We start from the raw sequence: 15640 nt of genomic DNA on the forward strand, positions 1-15640 counted from the left end.
CTTCGTGCGATTGAGGACGTGTCGTCACATGGCGCCGTGTTTTCGCATTGCGATATGTGCACTCGTTGAAAGGTTAGCCCGGAGCAGGTGCCCGCAACCCTGGTCGAACTGACTGACCGACCTGGCCGAAAGGACTAGGGTGCAGGCTTCACGCCGGCCTCCGCGCCCGCGGCGGCCGCCGCACCCCGACTCTCGACGCCCAATTTTCGCAGGACCCCGGCAACATGAAACTTGACTGTGCTCTCACTGACGCCGAGTCGCTCCGAGATTGCCTTGTTGCGCCGTCCGGCCACCAGATGCTCGAGTACCTCGAACTCCCGCGGAGCCAGTTCCGTCAGGACGTCGCGGTTCGGTAGGGCGACGGGCGCGTCGAGCGGGATGGTTGCGCTGATCCGGTTCCCCCACCCGGGCGTCGACTCGGATTCGACGGTTCCACCCAAAGTCTCTACCCTCGAACGTAATTGGCGTTCCACGTCGATCACGTCGGCTTCACCACCACCGTCGTCGCGGATGTCGATCGAGAGCGAAGCCGCGTCGAGGGTCCAGGCCACCCGGATTCGCGAGAGCGTCTGCTGATCCGTCAAGGCCAAGACCGCGCCGCGGACGACCGCGCGGGCGCCGTGCGCCACTTCACCGGGTAACCCACGCCCGTCGACGGGTGGCTCCACCAACTCCAACGCGATTTCCCGATGCTTGAGCAGCGAACGCAATTCCCCACGCATCCGCGCAAAAGCGGTGGTGGTCGACTCCTCGGCCAACTCGCGGTGCACGTCGACGGCCGAACGCAGGCCGATCAGGGCCGAAGCCGCAGTCTCCCTGGCCGAGGTTCGAGCACGCGTGTCGTCGAGATCCGCCGAGCGCAGCGTCGCCAGCATCGTCTCGAGGGTGGCCGCATGCACCTCCGTCATCTCTGCCACGGTGCGTGCACGCTCGGACGACGCTGCCCGCGACTCGGCGAGATATGCCGGACTCGCGTTCCGCACCTGGAGCTGAATTCCGGTTGCAGTCACCGCGAACAGTGCCTGGATCAATTCGAGGGATGCCGCCTTCACCGGTCCGGGGTGCGGCGTCAGCATGAGTAGGGTGTCTGTTCGATCGAGCATCGCGAGCACTTCACGGTCTCGGCCGGCGATAGCGCATTTTCCCCGAAATATCTGTCCGACAGTGAGATCCGTACGGATACGGTCGAGTTCGGCGATGGTCACACGATCGACGACAGCTGGATCCCCGGCAACCTTGCGCGGCCTACCGGTGCATTCACGGGTGAAGATCACCAGAGAGGTGTGCGGCGCCATGTCCGCGATCAGCGTCGAAAATCGTCGGCCGATTTCGGGTAGTGGTCCCACCAACACGTCTCGAAGGGCGGTGATCAGTAGCGCATTGTCGGTGGTGCTCACCGTTCAACGATAACCATCCGGTTCACTGGTGCAGCGTGGTCTTCATGAGCATCACGTTGTAGTCGGACCACGTGGTGGCGAGAAAGTAGAGGTCCTGCCCCTGCGACCAGGGGTGCATGTACGCGCCGTAGAGGCCCGGAACCTCGTCGGTGCCGATCACTACGTCGGGTGCACTCCACGGACCGGTCAGGTCCGACGCCGTCCGCAGCACCAGCGCTCCCCACTCGTTGGAGTACATCGCGACGAACTTGCCGAGATAGTTGTTGTACTGCACCGACAGTTCGCTGACATCCCCGTCGAGAACTACCGCCGCGGCAGCGGGATTGTTGGGGACCCATGCCTTTCCGTCCCAGTATTCGTACGCCGCGACGTCCGCGATGGAGGCTTCCTTGACCCGCGAAAGGCGCCCCTCGCCGAAACGTCCCGCGGGGGTACCGAAGTTGTAGACGTAACCACCGTCTTTGACGAAGGAACCCATCTGGAAGTTGTCGTTACCCGTCAACGGCAGATTGGGCCGGGACGAGGCCGGTTCGACCTGCCAGGTCTCACCGTTATCGTGTGAGGACGCGATCTGCGAGAAGTTGGTGACCCACTCGCCCGACCCTCCCCACGAGCGGATCGACATGTAATTGACGTATTGAACGCCACCCACCGAGATACCCGTCGTCGGAATGCTGCTGGTTTCGACGCCGGTGACTTTCAGACTTCCGATGATCTCGCGCGAGTGATTCGGTCGGTCGGTCGGTGAGGAGTCGATGTTCATGCCGTCGGACAGATTTCCGTCGGAGCTACGGAACAGGACGTTGCTGCGCCAGTCGCCGACCACCCCGGAGCACAGAGGATCAGATCCGATACCGACGGTGTCACCGAAAGCTGTCAGGACCTGACCTGCGCCGTTGTCCCACATGATGCCGAGATCCGTGCCGAGAACGTTGAACCGCTCGACGGTTTGGTTGGGGCTGAGCGCGCCCGTGATGTACTCGACCGCCGAGGTGCTGCCTTGCAATTCCGGCAGTTTGCCATCCGTGCCGTTGAGCCAGGGAATCGGATTGGTCGGCCCACCTGATTGATCCAAGCTCCCGGTGACATTGCAATCCCACGGGGATGCATTGGCCTGGGTCGCCCCCAAGACCGCGGTCGACGCGAGTACACACGTCACTGCTGCTGTCGATATCTTCCGCATCCGGCGCATCGCTCCCCTTTCGCGGGGGGGGAGATCCGGACTCTACGAGGTGTGTTGCTCGACCGGATCGGTTCATCCACCCACGAGAACACAAGGTAACAGGTAAATCGGTCAATCAGGACAAAACTGGCTTATTCGGTGGAGATGGATTTCAACCATTTCTCCATCACGGCTGCGGCAATCTCGAGCCCCTGCGACTCGGCTGCACCCAACTGATCCATGAAGATGCGCGGACCGTCCACTCCCAACGAAGCATGCAGCGAATCGCGGTACTCGGCCAGTTCCATCCACTCGCGCGCCACCGCGGAGGACGCTTCGAGGTGAAACTGAACGGCGTAACTCTGCTTGTATCGGAAGAGTTGATTCGGATACTTGGCTGAACCAGCGAGCCTCACCGCGCCGTTCGGTATGTCGAAGGTATCCGAATGCCATTGCATTGCAGGAAATGCGGAGGGCAGATCTCCCCACACGGGATCTTGCCGGCCCTCGACAGTCAAGGTGATCTCCTCAACTCCGACTTCGGGTACCGCTCCCGTGTAGACGCGAGCACCCAGCGCTGCGGCGAGCAACTGCGAACCCAGACACACTCCCCACACCGGGACGTCGCTCTCGACCAGATCGCGAATGTATTCGATCTCGGATGCCAACCACTCGACCTCGCCCTGATCGCCGACGCCCATCGGCCCGCCCATCACGATCACGGCGTCGAACCGTCGATGTGCTGGAAGCGGGTCGGTGCCCAGAAGAACAGTCTGCACGTCTCCGTAGCTCTCCAGGACAGGCGAATACGCCGCTGGGGGTTCACACTGCGCGTGTCGTAGTTCCAGAAAATGCATGTAGGCAATTCCTCTCGAATCCGGTGCCGAAAGCCTATGGTTCTATTCGACATAAGGCACATCGACGGCGTCGGATGTGCTCTGCGCTCGAATCTCCGCTTTCATCGCCCCTTTACCGACAAGGAACGTCTGTGCGCGCACCACACCTCTTTTCGACATCGATTCGCCCGCCCTCAACTGCCGTTCGCATCGGACTCAGCGCATTCGCCTTGGCGTCACTTGCCGCGTGCTCAGGAACAAGCACCGACAGCGAGGCCGAATCAACATCCACCGCGACCACCACTGCAACCTCGACAACTCAACCCACGACGACTCGGGCTCCATTGACCACCTCGGTGATCGGTACGACGAATTCTCCACTGGCCACGACCCCAGTCGCCGCGGAAGTGACGCCCGCTGCAGCTCCCGCGATCATGCCCAACGTCGTGTGCATGAATCTTCAAGACGCGCAGGACACCATTCAGTCGGCCGGAGTCTTCTTCTCCAGAAGTGCTGACGCAACCGGCGCGGGTCGACGCCAACTGGTCGATTCCAACTGGATTGTCGTCGATCAGACACCCTCTGCCGGAAGTCCTTTCGGGGAAATCGAAGCCGTGCTCTCGGCCGTGAAGATCGGCGAACCGAACCCTTGCTGATCGACTGAGTTTTCGAACTTCGCAATTCCGGGAACGCTGCGCCTTACTTGACAACCACCTCCGATCTCCTTCACTGTAGTCAACATTACGAGTATCCAATATATTGGATGCGAAAGGTTGGATTGCAATATGAAGGTGCAACGAATACGGCAGAGCGTCAACTCTCCGGCGGCCATGAGCGACCCCGTCATCGGAATACTCGGAGGCATGGGGCCCGCCGCTACTGCCGACTTCTACTCCAAACTCGTTGCGCTGACACCAGGTTCGACGGATCAGGAGCACCCCAAAGTTGTCATCTGGGCCGATCCCACCGTTCCCGACCGGACATTGGCACTCACCGAGAACGGCCCTGACCCCACCCCCTGGCTGATCCGCGGTGCGCGCGTTCTCCGAGAGTCGGGCGCGACGACGCTCGCCATCCCATGCAATACCGCCCACGCCTTCCTGCCCGCCATCTCGTCCCAACTGGGACTTCCCGTCGTCCACATGATCGACGAAGTCGCTCGGCACATCCGGACGCTCTCACCCGCCGTCACATCCGTCGGACTATTGGCCACCACGGGGACGGTCCGCACCGGGTTGTATCAACAATGGCTGTCGGAATACTCGATTGACGTCCTGGTGCCCGGACCTGCGATCCAGGACGAACTGGTGATGCCGGCGATCCGAGCAATCAAGAGCGGCAACGTCGGAGACGAGACCACCGACAAGCTCGTCAGGGCCGCTGATCTTCTCGTCGAATCGGGCGCGCAGGTCGTCGTGGCCGGATGCACCGAGATTCCGCTCGGACTGCCCGCCGACGCCACAACCTGTCAGATCATCGATCCGGCAACAATTCTCGCCCGCGCTCTGCTCCGGCGGGTTGCAGATGCCCGGAGACACCCTTCGATGGTCGTTTCGGGCTGACCTGCAGCAGGGAGGCTGCAGAGTACGATATCCAGTATGTTGCGTGGCGGTAAACCGGTTGAGCGAGCACGAATGAGCGACATCGCTCTCGAACGCATTCGCGAAGCGATCGTCACGGGTGAACTGGCGCCGGGCTCGAAGATCAAGGACAGCGAACTCGCCGAGTATCTGGGCTTGAGCAGAACTCCGGTCCGCGAAGCGCTCGCAAGGCTGGTCGACACCGGACTCGTGGAAGCGAAACCCGGTGCGTACACACGCATCACCACCCTCGACCGCGGCGACGTCGAGGCAACACTCGCAGTCATCGAAGCTCTCGACCAACTGGCCGTCGTCACCGCTGTACCGAATCTCACCGACGAGATGATCGGGGCGATGCGTTCGGCCAACAAGGACTTCGCTGCCGCCGTCAAGCGAAACGACATAGGCCGAGCCCTGACCGCTGACGATCGCCTACACAGCGTCATCATCGATGCTGCGGCGAATCCGCTGTTGAAGAAGCTGATTCACCAGGTTCACCCACAAATTCACCGCATCTACTACCGCAAGTTCTCGAGCCTCCTCGGGAGCCAGGACTCCGTCGATCATCACAACAGACTGATCAAGCTGTGCGCAGACCACGATGCCGAGGCGGCAGCGACGCTGTCAGCCGAACATCGACGCCATCTCGGCGGGCTGATCGGCGAACTTTTCGACGCCGACGAGTTCGCGCTCTCGGACTGACCGAGTCCGGGTACAAGTTTCGGCGCTTGCCTATATTGGTCATTGCCGATATAAATGACTGGTGCATGCATTCGACGTTCTCGGAGACCCAGTGCGGCGACGAATCATGGAACTCCTGTCCGGCGGCGAGCGCTCGGCGGGTCAGATCGCCGAAGTCGTGGCAGCGGAGTTCGGAATCTCGCAACCGACCGCGTCCGGACACCTGCGAGTACTCCGAGAAAACGGATTCGCCACCGTCCGCAGCGAAGGCACCAGGCGTCTCTATGCCGTCGAGCCCGCGCCATTGCAAGAAGTGGACCAATGGCTCGACGGATTCCGGCAGTTCTGGAGCGGCCCTCTCGACGCATTGGCCACAGAACTCGCACGCGGGAAACGACGCGGCTCGAAGCGGAGCAGATCTTCACAATCGAATTCTTCCGACGAAGGAGACTCACAATGACCGAGATCGCGAACCAGGACACCAGCCTCACCGCGGTGGAGCGGAGCATGGGTAACCGCGACATCGCAGAAGGTTCGGCTCGAACTGCCGTACTCAAGCGCCGCTACAACGCGTCGGTCGACGACGTCTGGGATGCCATCACGACCCCTGACCGCATCAACCGTTTCTTCCTTCCGGTGAGCGGAGACTTCCAGGTGGGCGGCTCGTACGCCTTCGAAGGCCAGGCGAGTGGCGAGATCCTGGCCTGCGACGCCCCACACCTGCTGCGACTGCAGTGGACACCGCCCGGCGATCGCGGATACAGCGATCAGGTCGAGATCCGGCTGACTGCCGACGGCCCCGACGCCACCTGGCTCGAGTTGGAGCACGCCTCCGTCGCCGATGTCTTCCGCAACGACCCGGACACCGGCTGCTACGGCGTCGGAACCGGCTGGGAAGGCCCACTTCACTACCTGGGCGAATACTTGCGCGGCACTCTCCCTGATGCGCCGAGCACCGAGTGGTACACCTTCGACGAAGCAGAGGAGCTTCGTCTGGCCAACTTCCGAGGGTGGGAGTGGGCAAAGATCGAGGCAGAGCACGGCGGCCGATAACGCCCAATTCTTCGAAAACGGTCACAGGATGGCCGTTAGCTTTGTATCGTGACCGAGCTGGACGTATGTCCAGCAGTTTTGGTGGCTTCCTTTCGTGCCACACCTGCTTCGGTCCACGAGAAGAGAGCTCCACATGGCGCCACAACCCGTAGTCGACAACGCGGCCACGACGCGACGCACGCACATCATCCGGACAGTTCTCGCTGTCCTCGTCATCGCACCGCTGTCGATTGCGGCGTTCTACATGTGGGCACTGTGGGATCCGGGCGACACGGTCAACCGCTTGCCCGTCGCCATCGTCAACGCCGATGCGGGCACAGAACTCGACGGAACACGTCTGCAAGCCGGCGATGAAGTTGTTGCCGCGCTCGTCGAGAGCGGAGACGTTGCATGGAAGATCGTCTCGGAACAGGAAGCCGCCGACGGCGTCAACGACGGCACCTATTACTTCTCGGTCGTCATTCCGAAAACTTTCAGCGCGGATGTGGCCAGTGCCGCATCGGGTTCGGGCCGCAAGGCCGAACTCGACGTCTTGTACAACGACTACAACAGTCTGGTCGCCGGCCCGGTCGGTGAAAGCATCATCGCTCAGGTGCGCTCGGCGGTCTCCGAGTCGATCGGCGAGCAGTCCATCGACCAGGTGCTGGTCGGGTTGGGTGAACTCGGAACAGGATTCGGTGAAGCAGCAGCAGGAGCGCAACAGCTGTCCGACGGATCCTCCGAAGCGCTTGCCGGAACCAACGAGCTCTACGCTGGAAGCAAGGAACTCGCCACCGGCATGGGCGAAGCAAATCAGGGCGGCAAGGAGCTGGCCGCCGGAGCCGGCGAGCTGGCTGCCGGAGCTGGCGAAGCTGCTGCAGGCTCGGGCGAGCTGAGCAGCGGACTCAACCAGTTGGTCGGGGGCACCGACGAACTCGGCGCAGGCGCCCGACAGATCAGCGAAGTGGTCGACATGGTCACCACCCCGGTACTCGACCTCGCGGGGTCCTCGGACGCCGTCGTCGGTCAGATCGACGCCCTCACGTCGATGCTTCGAAACTCGGCCGATCCGGTCTCCGCCGGACTCGTCGAAGCCCTGGCTGGACTGCGGGCTTCCCTGACTGCACAACCGTCGGACGACGACGTGATCGGTCAGCTCGGCCAGCTTCGCGACGGCGCGCGGGAAATCTCCCGGCAGCTCACTGATCCGAGCAGCGACTACCGTGGTGGGCTCCTTGCCGCCGCGGCCGGTGCAGGTGAACTCAACACCGGCCTGGGCCAACTGTCCGACGGCGCAGGCCAACTCGCTACCGGTGCACAGGAACTCTCCACCGGGCTGGGGCAGTTGGACACTGGAAGTATTGCGCTCCGTGACGGTCTCGGGCAGCTATCGGCCGGCGTCGGCGAGCTCGACGCGGGCAGCGCGGAACTCGCCACCGGTTTGTCCGACGGTGCCGCCCAGGTACCGCAGTTCACGGACGACGAGCGCGCCACCACGGCCAATCTCCTCTCCTCCCCGGTTGCCGTCGACGCGCGGAACAACTATCCCGCAGCCGGTTTCGGGCCGGGAGCCGTACCTGCCGTGATCTCGGTGGCACTGTTCCTGTGCGGAATTCTCACGTGGTTCGTCGTCCGCCCACGACGCGGACGTTCACTGAACTCGCACACCAGCGTGGTACGTGAGGGGCTGCGCCGCTACCGCATTCCCGCCCTGGTCACCTTGGTCGCGGCGCTCGTGTTGTCGGTGGTGTCACTGACCGTGGCAAACGTCGAACCACCTAGTGTCCTGGCGATGATCGCAGTGATGATCCTGGTGGGTGCCGCCGCGGTCAGCTCGGGCAGGCTCTTCACCGTTGTGTTCGGTGCCGTCAACGGAACCTTCATCGCTTTGGGCGCCTTGATGATTCAGATCTTCGCCTTCGGCGCGGTGTACCCCATCGAACAGATGCCGACGGTTCTGCAGTGGCTGCACGCCCTGATGCCACTCACGTGGGCGCGCAACGCCATGCGCATGGTCCTTGTCGGATACTACGGCCCGAAATTCTGGGTGGCGGTAATCGCTCTGGCTGCCTTGGTGATCGGAGCCGTCCTATTCACCATCTGGTGGCGCCGCCGACAAGAACCGCCGACCGAAGCCGATGACGACGCGCCGATCACCGAGGAGATCGTGTACCTCCAGCAAACGCAAGCGTGAGTCGGATCAGCGAACGAGCGTCGTACGCATCAACATGACGTTGTAGTCGGCCCACGTGGTGGCAAGGAAGTACAGATCCGAACCGCTCGACCACGGGTGGATGTATGCGGCGTAGATACCGGGAACCTCGACCAGATTGACCAATGTTTCCGGTGCCGTCCACGGACCGACCGGACTGGGAGCGGTTCGCATCACGATCGAACTGAACGCGTCGGCGTACATCGCCACGAACTTGCCGAGGAACTCGTTGTACTGAACGGAGACCTCCCCGATGCGGCCGTCCATGACGGGTACGGCCGCAGCGGGATCGGCAAGGATCCAGCCGTTTCCGTTCCAGTACTCGTAGGCGGAAAGATCGAGGATCGCCCCCTCGGGCACGCGAGAAAGTCGAACCTCGCCGGATCGTCCCGCGGGGGTTCCGTAGTTGTAGACGAACCCGCCGTCCTTCACCATCGAGCTCATCTGGAAGTTCTCGCTACCGGCGACGGGGGCGACACCCGCGGGAAGAACCCCACCGATGTTGGGGCGCAGAGTTTCCGGACGAGTGGTCCACGTTTCGCCGTTGTCCGAGGAGGTGGCAATCTGCGAGTAGTTCGTGCTCCACTGCCCGGCCTCGCCCCAGTTACGCACCGACATGTAGCTCAGATACTGCACACCGTTCACTGCGATGCCGCTCGTGGGGATGCTGGAGGCCTCGACACCCGGAATCTTCAGACCGGAAATGATCTCACGCGCCTGAGCTGTGCCGTCCATCGGCGCACTGTCGATGCGCATACCGTCGGCCAGTACCCGATCCGAGCTGCGGAAGAGTACATTGCTTCGCCACTCGCCCACCAAACCGTCGCAGCCGGGGTTACGACTGAGCCCGGTGGTATCGCCGAAAGCGGTCAGAATCTGCCCCGCACCGTTGTCCCACATGATGCCCAGGTCGGTACCCAGGACATTGAAGCGATCAACTGTCTTGTTGGGACTGTATGTGCCGGTGACCTTTTCGATCGCGGTAGTACGACCGGATAGACCTGGCAACCCTCCGGTGTTGCCGTTGAGCCACGGCGCCGCATTGGCCGGACCACCGCTACTACCGACGCCACTGACTCCGACGCAGCCCGGCGCAGCCATCGCCGGCGAAGCCACCGCCGTGACGGCAGCAGCTGCCAGAGCAGCAACTACCCCGAACACCCCCAACGATCTCCCCGCGCGAAACATGACTCCCCCATGGCCGGGATTGTTGGTGTTGTCGTCGTCGTTCCCCCCGAACCTCGGACAATCTAGCAACTGCAGTCACAGATAACCCAATCAGACAAAGACGCGAAAAGGCCTGAAAGTCATAGTAGTTCAGACTTTCAGGCCTTTTCGGACAGAGAAGATCAGTCAGTAGGTCAGCGCGCTCCGCTCGCACCGCCGTCGAGTGGAATCACCGCGCCGGTCAGATAAGCCCCGGCACGTGAAGCCAGGAAGATGGCAAGACCTGCGGCATCCTGGGGAGTTCCGACCCGGCCCAACGGGACCGAGTCCGCCACAGCCTTTGCACTCTGTTCGTCCTCGAGGAGGAATGCCATCATCTTCGACGGGAACGGGCCCGGCGCAATGGCATTGACCGTGATCTGTTCCCCCGCAAGCGTTGCCGCGAGCTTGCGCGTCAACATGTGCACCGCAGCCTTACTGGCTCCGTACGAGAAGTTCTCCGAACCCGACACCACGAGTCCGTCGATCGATCCGATATTGATCACGCGCGCGGGATCTTCCGCCGTGGCTGCAGACCGCAACTGCGGCAACAGCTTCTGCGTCAGGAGGAAGATTGCCTTGACATTGATGTCGAAAATCTTGTCGAAGCCTGCGGCCGGAAAATCGTCGACGGGAGCTCCCCACGTGGCACCGGCGTTGTTGACCAGTACGTCGAGCGTCGGCGAAATCTCGGCGACCTTCGCAGCGAGGCTCTCGACCCCCTCGTCCGTGGACAGATCGGCCGGATGCGAAATGCAGGTGCCGAACTCCGAAAGCTCTCGCGCGGCTTCGTCACAGGCTTCGGCCTTTCGGGCCGAAATGACGACCGTCGCTCCGCCTTCGACAAACCCGCGAGCGATCATGTATCCGATGCCGCGTGATCCACCGGTGACCACAACGGTCTTGCCACTGACGTCGAACAGTCCCTCGATCAAGCTCATGCGACCTCGAAAAGCCCGGCAGCGCCCATACCGCCGCCGATGCACATGGTCACCACCACGAGCTTGGCTCCGCGCCGTTTTCCTTCAAGAAGAGCATGGCCGACCAGACGAGCGCCCGTCATTCCGTACGGATGGCCGACAGAGATACCGCCGCCGTCGACGTTGTACTTCTCGGGATCGATCCCGAGCTTGTCGCGGCAGTACAGGGCCTGAGAGGCGAAGGCCTCGTTGAGTTCCCAGAGATCGATGTCGTCGACCTTCAGGCCGTGAAGATCCAGCAGACGCGGAATCGCGAACACCGGTCCGATGCCCATCTCGTCGGGAGCGCAACCCGCGACAGCCATGCCACGGTAGATACCGAGAGGAGCCAACCCGCGGCGTTGCGCCTCGCCTGCCTCCATCAGCACCGACGCCGAAGCGCCGTCGGAGAGCTGAGACGAGTTGCCCGCAGTGATGGACGAATGAGCACTGACAGTCCCGTCGGCCAGAACCGGTCGCAGACTCGACAGCCCTTCCAACGTGGTGGAAGCGCGGTTGCCTTCGTCGCGGGTCAGCGTCACGGACTCGCTGCGGATCTCACCCGTCTCCTTGTCCTGCACCTGCTTGATCGAGGGCAGCGGGACGATCTCGAGATCGAACCGACCTGCGTCCTGGGCCGCTGCGGTCCGCTGCTGGGAGACGAGCGCGAACTCGTCCTGCTGCTCGCGGGTGACTCCGTAGCGCTCGGCGACGATCTCGGCCGTGTGCAGCATCGGCATGTAGATCGACGGCTTGTTTTCCTTCAGCCACGGATCAGCCGCGCGGAAGTTGTTCATGTGATCGTTCTGGACCAACGAGATCGATTCGACTCCGCCGCCGACCGCGATCTGCATTCCGTCGTCCACGATCTGCTTGGCTGCGGTCGCGATGGCCATGAGACCGGACGAGCACTGACGGTCGATCGTCATTCCGGAAACCGAATCCGGAAGCCCGGCCCGCAGCACCGCTTGCCGTGCGACGTTGCCGCCGGAAGATCCCTGCTGCAGCGCAGCGCCGAGGATGACGTCCTCGACCTCGCCGCCCTCGAGGCCCGCGCGCTGAACTGCATTCGAAATGGCATGTGCAGCAAGCTCTTGAGCCTGAGTGTTGTTGAACGCGCCGCGGTGCGCCTTACCGATCGGGGTACGGGCGGTGGAAACGATGACAGCTTGCCTCATCGGGGAAACCTTTCGTCGAACACGAAGTGCTGTGCGCCTTTATTAACCGCCGGGGGTTAATAAAGGCGCACAGCAAGAATCAGGGCTGGAACACGACGCGACCGACCGTGGTGCCGTCGCCGAGGCGACCGATACCGTCGGCAACGTCCGTCAACGACAGCCGCTCACTGATCAGTGGTTTGACCAAGCCGGCATCGGCGAGCCTGGTGAGCTCGACGTGGCAGTCGTCGATGGCCTGCTGGTTGTAGGCCTTGTACAGCCCCCAGTGCAGTCCGATGATCGAATAGTTCTTGATGAGAGCGTGATTGAGTGCCGGCTGCGGGATCGTGCCACCGGCGAAGCCGATGATGACGATCCGTCCCTCGAAGGCGATGCACTTGGTGGACTTCGCGTATGCGTCGCCGCCGACCGGATCGAAGACCACGTCGGCGCCCTTGCCGCCGGTGAACTCCTTGACCGCTGCCACGAAGTCCTCACTGTGACGGTCTACGACGAGGTCGGCGCCGAGCTTGCGCGCGTACTCGGCCTTGTCCGGGCCGCCGACGACACCGATCACCTTGGCGCCTGCCGCCTTGCCGAGTTGCACTGCCGCACTACCGACACCACCCGCAGCAGCGTGGACCAACAACGTCTCACCCTCGAGCAGTTGGGTGCGGCGATGCAGAGCGAACCACGCTGTCTGATAGCCGATGCTCAGAGCGGATGCTTCCGCGTCGTCGAGAGCCGACGGCGCCGGGAACGTGTTGTTCTGATCCAGTACCGAGTACTCGGCGAATCCGCCGGACGGCAGACTCGGATTACCGATCACCCGGTCCCCCACTGCGAATTTGGTCACCGATTCACCGACCGAGACCACTTCACCACACAGTTCGACACCGGGTGTGAAGGGCAGCGGCGGCTTGATCTGGTACTCACCCCGGCACATGAGGACGTCGGGGAAGTTGGCCGGAGCCGCCAGCACCTTGACCAACATCTCCGTCGCATTCGGGGTGGGATCCGCGGTCTCCTCCAACGCGAGCACATCGCGGGGTTGACCGAGTTCGTTGACGCGCCAAGCCTTCACAGCAATTCTCCAGACAGATAGTGGGTGAGTTTCAGGACGAGATCGGGAGGTCGACCAACTCGGCGAGACGTGCCCGATGCTGATACGCGGTTCCCAGCGACAGCTGATCGCTCTTCGCCCGTTTGAGGTACAGGTGCGCCGGATACTCCCACGTCATTCCGATACCACCATGAAGTTGGACGCACTCCTCCGCAGCATGAACCGCGACGCCGCTGCAGAATGCCTGGGCCACCGTCGCTGCGATCGCCGCATCGACGTCGCCGCGTGCATAGGTGTCCGCCGCATATCGTGCTGCCGCTCCCGAAGAGCTGACTTCGAGCCAGAGATCGGCGAGGCGGTGCTTGATCGCCTGGTACGAACCGATCGCCCGGCCGAACTGCTTGCGCTCCTTCACATACGCGAGAGTCGTTTCGAGGCACCACTGAGCTACAGCGAACTGTTCGGACGCCAGCAGTGCGCTTCCGCAGAGCAACGCTTCCTCAACCGCTTGCGCCGCGTTGCCGCTGTCGACACGGACCGACGACGACCCCGAGAACTCGACGTCCGCCAATCGGCGCGTCATGTCCAGGGACAGAACCGGCGTGACGGTGGCGTCGGCGATCCGAACGGTGTGCAGCTCCAGACCGCTCTCACCGGCAACCGGAACAACAAGAACATCGGACTCGGCGACGCCGGCAACCGTCGTGACGCTGCCGACAAGTCCACTCGCCGTTGCCTTGACAGTGGGTGTGAAAGTTCCTGGTGCAGTGGACAACGGGACGATCAGAGCAGCCGTCGAATCCCCCGCTGCCAATTGACCGAGCACCTCGGTCTCGCCGGCCTTCAGCAACGCCGTCGTCGCCAGCACCGCGCTGGTGAAGAACGGAACGGGAGCGACCGCACGTCCGATCTCCTCCATCACGACCGCCGCCTCACGCGTCGACGCACCTGCCCCGCCCAGTTCCTCGGGTACCAGCAGTCCCGCCAAACCGAGTTCCGACGCCAGCGACTTCCACAGCCCGGTGAAGTCGGCGGACACGTCGTCGTACGCCGTGACCACGGTGTCGGCGCCGGCCCGCTCGCTCAGCAGTCGTCTGACGCTGGCTCGCAGATCTTGTTCGGTCTCGGAGTACAGCAGATCGGCGCTCATCGGGGTAGGTCCTTCCAGGCGATGTCCTTGTCGACGCGATGCTCGGGCGGCAACCCGAGTACACGTTCTGCGATGACGTTGCGCAGGATCTCCGACGTTCCGCCCTCGATCGAATTGCCCTTGGCTCGCAGGTACCGGTATCCGGGTTCACGCCCGGTGAAGTCGACGGAATCCGGTCGACGCAGTGTCCAGTCGTCGTAGCGCAGACCGGCTTCGCCGTGCAGTTCGAGGTCGAATCCAGAAATCTGCTGGGCCAAACCGGCAAACGCGAGCTTCATTCCCGAGCCTTCGGGGCCGGGCTGGCCGGCGGCGAGCTGCTGGCGCAGTCGCTCCCCGGTCAGACGCGCAACTTCGGATTCGGTCCAGAGTCGCATCAACTCGTCGTGCATCGCCGGGTTACGCAGCTCGGGCTCGTCACGCCAGGCCTGAGCGACCTTTCCGATCATGCCGCCCTCACGCGGTGCGCCCGAACCGATGGCAACACGCTCGTTGTTCAGGGTGGTGGTCGCAACCTTCCACCCCTGGCCTTCGGCTCCGAGGCGATTGGCGTCCGGAATCCTGACGTCCGTGAGGAATACCTCGTTGAATTCGGCCTCGCCGGTGATCTGACGCAGCGGCCGGACATCGACGCCCGGATCGGTCATGTCGCAGATGAAGTAGCTCAGACCCGCATGCTTGGAACGTGACGGATCGGTCCTGGCCACGAGAATCGCCAGCTGCGCATTCTGCGCGCCCGACGTCCATACCTTCTGCCCGTTGACTATCCAGTCGTCGCCGTCGCGGACGGCGCGGGTAGCGACGGCCGCGAGGTCCGAACCTGCGCCCGGTTCACTGAACAGCTGGCAGTAGACCGTCTCCGCAGTCCACAACGGGCGCAGGAACTTCTGCTTCTGCTCCTCGGTGCCGAAGGCAGCGATGGTCGGTGCCGCCATGCCCAGTCCGATCCCGTTCTTGCCGGTGGCCGGGCCCGGTGCACCGGCGGCCTCCAGCTGAGCGTTCACCTGACGCTGAAAGCTCTGCGGTACACCGAGTCCCCCATGACCTTCGGGGAAATGAACCCACGCCAGTCCGGCGTCGAATCGTGCGCCGAGGAAATCCGATACCGACACGCTGTTCGGATCGTTCTCCGCGAGAAGCGTGTTCACCTTTTCGGTGAGATCACGCGATACTGCCTCTTCGTCGAAAGCCATGCCCATTCCTTCGGT

General features: G+C 62.8%; 15 protein-coding genes. 6 read left to right on the forward strand and 9 right to left on the reverse strand.

Annotation, left to right across the window (positions count from 1 at the left end; genetic code table 11):
• Nucleotides 1-134: 134 nt before the first annotated feature.
• The 3 genes from P3G66_RS14970 to P3G66_RS14980 form a co-directional block, all read right to left on the reverse strand.
• Nucleotides 135-1397, reverse strand: a complete 1263-nt coding sequence (locus tag P3G66_RS14970) for a LuxR C-terminal-related transcriptional regulator (RefSeq protein ID WP_276116782.1) — start codon at nt 1395-1397, stop codon at nt 135-137.
• 22 nt (nt 1398-1419) lie between these two features.
• On the reverse strand, nt 1420-2589 hold the full coding sequence (locus P3G66_RS14975) for a DUF4185 domain-containing protein (protein WP_276116783.1): 1170 nt from the start codon (nt 2587-2589) through the stop codon (nt 1420-1422).
• Nucleotides 2590-2711: 122 nt separating this feature from the next.
• On the reverse strand, nt 2712-3338 hold the full coding sequence (locus tag P3G66_RS14980) for a type 1 glutamine amidotransferase (protein WP_276116784.1): 627 nt from the start codon (nt 3336-3338) through the stop codon (nt 2712-2714).
• 209 nt (nt 3339-3547) lie between these two features.
• Between P3G66_RS14980 and P3G66_RS14985 the strand changes: the two genes are divergently transcribed.
• The 6 genes from P3G66_RS14985 (at nt 3548) to P3G66_RS15010 (ending at nt 8882) form a co-directional block, all read left to right on the forward strand.
• On the forward strand, nt 3548-4051 hold the full coding sequence (locus P3G66_RS14985) for a PASTA domain-containing protein (RefSeq protein WP_054827219.1): 504 nt from the start codon (nt 3548-3550) through the stop codon (nt 4049-4051).
• Nucleotides 4052-4180: 129 nt separating this feature from the next.
• Nucleotides 4181-4957 carry an amino acid racemase gene (locus P3G66_RS14990; protein WP_235808427.1) on the forward strand — a complete coding sequence of 259 codons (777 nt, stop codon included), beginning with the start codon at nt 4181-4183 and terminating at the stop codon, nt 4955-4957.
• A 36-nt stretch (nt 4958-4993) separates the two neighbouring features.
• The gene (locus P3G66_RS14995; RefSeq protein ID WP_003942830.1) at nt 4994-5677 is read left to right on the forward strand and encodes a GntR family transcriptional regulator; all 684 of its coding nucleotides are present in this window, start codon (nt 4994-4996) and stop codon (nt 5675-5677) included.
• A gap of 61 nt (nt 5678-5738) precedes the next feature.
• Complete coding sequence (locus P3G66_RS15000) at nt 5739-6116, forward strand: metalloregulator ArsR/SmtB family transcription factor (protein WP_003942971.1); 378 nt, start codon at nt 5739-5741, stop codon at nt 6114-6116.
• Nucleotides 6113-6709, forward strand: a complete 597-nt coding sequence (locus P3G66_RS15005; protein WP_047269425.1) for an SRPBCC domain-containing protein — start codon at nt 6113-6115, stop codon at nt 6707-6709. Before P3G66_RS15000 ends, P3G66_RS15005 begins: the two co-directional genes overlap by 4 nt.
• A 133-nt stretch (nt 6710-6842) precedes the next feature.
• Nucleotides 6843-8882: a YhgE/Pip domain-containing protein gene (locus tag P3G66_RS15010; protein ID WP_204855305.1), complete on the forward strand. Its 2040-nt coding sequence runs from the start codon at nt 6843-6845 to the stop codon at nt 8880-8882.
• A 6-nt stretch (nt 8883-8888) separates the two neighbouring features.
• Here the strand turns inward: P3G66_RS15010 and P3G66_RS15015 are convergent, their stop codons facing one another.
• The 6 genes from P3G66_RS15015 to P3G66_RS15040 all read right to left on the reverse strand — a co-directional run bounded on the left by P3G66_RS15015 (nt 8889) and on the right by P3G66_RS15040 (nt 15625).
• Nucleotides 8889-10088: a DUF4185 domain-containing protein gene (locus P3G66_RS15015; protein WP_064113694.1), complete on the reverse strand. Its 1200-nt coding sequence runs from the start codon at nt 10086-10088 to the stop codon at nt 8889-8891.
• A 173-nt stretch (nt 10089-10261) separates the two neighbouring features.
• Nucleotides 10262-11047 carry a RhlG family 3-oxoacyl-ACP reductase gene (locus tag P3G66_RS15020; protein WP_007730838.1) on the reverse strand — a complete coding sequence of 262 codons (786 nt, stop codon included), beginning with the start codon at nt 11045-11047 and terminating at the stop codon, nt 10262-10264.
• Entirely contained in the window at nt 11044-12243 is a 1200-nt protein-coding gene (locus P3G66_RS15025) for an acetyl-CoA C-acyltransferase (protein WP_064113693.1), read from the reverse strand. Before P3G66_RS15025 ends, P3G66_RS15020 begins: the two co-directional genes overlap by 4 nt.
• A 79-nt stretch (nt 12244-12322) precedes the next feature.
• Nucleotides 12323-13306, reverse strand: coding sequence for an NADPH:quinone oxidoreductase family protein (locus tag P3G66_RS15030; RefSeq protein WP_003943088.1), 984 nt, complete (start codon nt 13304-13306; stop codon nt 12323-12325).
• Between the two features lie 31 nt (nt 13307-13337).
• On the reverse strand, nt 13338-14435 hold the full coding sequence (locus P3G66_RS15035; RefSeq protein ID WP_073513374.1) for an acyl-CoA dehydrogenase family protein: 1098 nt from the start codon (nt 14433-14435) through the stop codon (nt 13338-13340).
• Nucleotides 14432-15625, reverse strand: a complete 1194-nt coding sequence (locus tag P3G66_RS15040) for an acyl-CoA dehydrogenase family protein (RefSeq protein WP_003943047.1) — start codon at nt 15623-15625, stop codon at nt 14432-14434. Before P3G66_RS15040 ends, P3G66_RS15035 begins: the two co-directional genes overlap by 4 nt.
• Between the last annotated feature and the right edge of the window lie 15 nt (nt 15626-15640).

Origin of the sequence: Rhodococcus sp. C3V (genome assembly GCF_029269915.1) — a bacterium.
GTDB lineage: Bacteria > Actinomycetota > Actinomycetes > Mycobacteriales > Mycobacteriaceae > Rhodococcus_F > Rhodococcus_F qingshengii.

Excerpts from the sequence above, each read along its gene's own strand:
- P3G66_RS14975 (WP_276116783.1), bottom strand. The coding sequence starts at position 2,589 with ATGCGCCGGATGCGGAAGATATCGACAGCAGCAGTGACGTGTGTACTC.
- P3G66_RS14990 (WP_235808427.1), top strand. The coding sequence starts at position 4,181 with ATGAAGGTGCAACGAATACGGCAGAGCGTCAACTCTCCGGCGGCCATG.
- P3G66_RS14995 (WP_003942830.1), top strand. The coding sequence starts at position 4,994 with ATGTTGCGTGGCGGTAAACCGGTTGAGCGAGCACGAATGAGCGACATC.
- P3G66_RS15005 (WP_047269425.1), top strand. The coding sequence starts at position 6,113 with ATGACCGAGATCGCGAACCAGGACACCAGCCTCACCGCGGTGGAGCGG.
- P3G66_RS15010 (WP_204855305.1), top strand. The coding sequence starts at position 6,843 with ATGGCGCCACAACCCGTAGTCGACAACGCGGCCACGACGCGACGCACG.
- P3G66_RS15015 (WP_064113694.1), bottom strand. The coding sequence starts at position 10,088 with ATGTTTCGCGCGGGGAGATCGTTGGGGGTGTTCGGGGTAGTTGCTGCT.
- P3G66_RS15020 (WP_007730838.1), bottom strand. The coding sequence starts at position 11,047 with ATGAGCTTGATCGAGGGACTGTTCGACGTCAGTGGCAAGACCGTTGTG.
- P3G66_RS15025 (WP_064113693.1), bottom strand. The coding sequence starts at position 12,243 with ATGAGGCAAGCTGTCATCGTTTCCACCGCCCGTACCCCGATCGGTAAG.
- P3G66_RS15035 (WP_073513374.1), bottom strand. The coding sequence starts at position 14,435 with ATGAGCGCCGATCTGCTGTACTCCGAGACCGAACAAGATCTGCGAGCC.
- P3G66_RS15040 (WP_003943047.1), bottom strand. The coding sequence starts at position 15,625 with ATGGCTTTCGACGAAGAGGCAGTATCGCGTGATCTCACCGAAAAGGTG.